The organism is Streptosporangium minutum (assembly GCF_002149035.1).
Taxonomy (GTDB): Bacteria; Actinomycetota; Actinomycetes; order Streptosporangiales; family Streptosporangiaceae; genus Streptosporangium; species Streptosporangium minutum.
Genome location: NZ_NGFP01000486.1, coordinates 1 through 1,854, shown reverse-complemented (window position 1 = coordinate 1,854; position 1,854 = coordinate 1). Strand labels below are relative to the sequence as shown.

Here is a 1,854-nt window from a genome sequence, read left to right as displayed (position 1 = left end):
GCCTGACCCTGCAGCCGGTCGCGCTCGAAGAGGTCATCCCGCGCTCGATCGACGACCTCGGCCCGCTCCGCGACCGCGTCGAGGGCGACGTGTCCGTGGACCTGCCCGAGGTCGTCGCCGACTCCGCGCTGCTGGAACGGATCCTGGTCAACGTCATGTCCAACGCCGTGCGCTACAGCCCGGCGGGCAAGAAGGTCCTCATCACCGCGAGCAGCTACGGCGGCCACGTCGAGATCCGCGTCGTCGACCGCGGCCCCGGCATCCCCGCCGAGGCGCACGACCGCGTCTTCATGCCCTTCCAGCGGCTCGGCGACCGCGACAACCACACCGGGGTCGGCCTCGGCCTGGCGCTCTCCCGGGGGCTCGCCGAGGCCATGGGCGGCACCCTCACACCCGACGAGACACCAGGGGGAGGCCTCACCATGGTCCTGACGCTGCCCGCCTTCTCAAGGGCCTCCTCGGGGGCACAGGGATGACCCGCGTCCTCGTCGTCGACGACGAACCGCAGATCCTGCGCGCCCTGCGCATCAACCTCCTCGCCCGGCACTTCGAGGTGGCGGTGGCCCCGGACGGGGGCTCGGCGCTGCGGCAGGCCGCGGACTGGCACCCCGACCTGGTCGTCCTCGACCTGGGGCTGCCCGACATCGACGGTGTGGACGTGATCCACGGGCTGCGCGGCTGGACCGCCGTACCGATCATCGTGCTCTCCGGGCGGGCCGGGAACCAGGACAAGGTCGAGGCCCTGGACGCGGGCGCCGACGACTACGTCACCAAGCCGTTCAACATCGAGGAGCTCCTGGCCCGCATGCGGGCCGTGACCCGCCGCACGGCCGTCCAGGACGCCGAGCCCGCGCGGATCGAGATCGGCGGCCACACGGTGGATCTGGCCGGCAAGACGATCTCCGGAGGAGTGCGGCTGACCCCCACCGAGTGGCGCATGCTCGAACTCCTGCTGCGCAATCCGGGCAAGCTGATCAGCCAGCGGCAGATGCTCACCGAGGTCTGGGACAGCAAGCACACCACGGAGACCAACTACCTGCGCCAGTACATGGCCCAGCTCCGCCGCAAGCTCGAACCCGACCCCGCACGCCCGGTCCACCTGCTCACCGAACCGGGCATGGGCTACCGGTTCCAGCCCTGACCCCGCGGCCGTGCCCCACCGGGCGGGAGGTTCCCGAGGACGTCGCGGACCTCTTCCCGGACATCCTGTGGAGCGTCCGCGGGACGCTGTCCGAACGGCAGGGTGACGGCGGTGGACACCAGGCCGTCGGCGACGATCCAGCGTCCGGTGAAGCCGGTCAGCCTCCGCCCGGCGACCTGCGGGCCGGGGACGAGGAGGCGGGCGGTGAAGACTCCGGAGGGGTCGAGGACGATGTGCGCCTCCTCGAAGCCGAGCCAGCGGCGGGCCAGCGGGAACCAGGCCTTGTAGACGCTCTCCTTGGCGCTGAACAGCAGCCGGTCCCAGTGGATCCCGCCGCCGAGCCGTTCCAGCGCGGCCCGTTCCTCGTCCAGGGCGATGGTCTGCAGGACTCCCTCGGGGAGCCGCTCGTGGGGTTCGGCGTCGATGCCGAGGGTGACGGCTCTCCGGGAGACGGCCGCGGCCCGGTATCCGGCGCAGTGGGTGATGGCGCCCATCACCCCGTCGGGCCACCGCGGGGCGCCGTGCTCGTCGGGCAGGATCGGCGCCGGAGGCAGTCCGAGGTGGGCCAGGGCCTGGCGGGCGCAGTGCCGGGCGGTGGTGAACTCGCGCCGCCGCTTGTCCACGGCGCCGGCGACGACGGTCTCCTCCTCGGGGAACAGCGCGGCGTCCGGCGGGTCGCGGAAGGCCTCCACGGCGGCGACCCAGGGCGGCAG

General features: G+C 72.8%; 3 protein-coding genes. 2 read left to right on the top strand and 1 reads right to left on the bottom strand.

The features are described from left to right. Positions 1-476: sensor histidine kinase (locus tag CA984_RS43895; protein ID WP_242676518.1), on the top strand; the 476-nt coding region annotated here is incomplete at its 5' end. Continuing rightward, entirely contained in the window at positions 473-1,141 is a 669-nt protein-coding gene (locus CA984_RS43890; protein ID WP_086579146.1) for a response regulator, read from the top strand. The genes CA984_RS43895 and CA984_RS43890, both read left to right, overlap by 4 nt. Here the strand turns inward: CA984_RS43890 and CA984_RS43885 are convergent. Beyond that, the coding region (locus tag CA984_RS43885; protein ID WP_341351772.1) for a 4'-phosphopantetheinyl transferase family protein at positions 1,123-1,854 on the bottom strand (732 nt) is incomplete at its 5' end. The two genes, CA984_RS43890 and CA984_RS43885, sit on opposite strands and share 19 nt — an antisense overlap.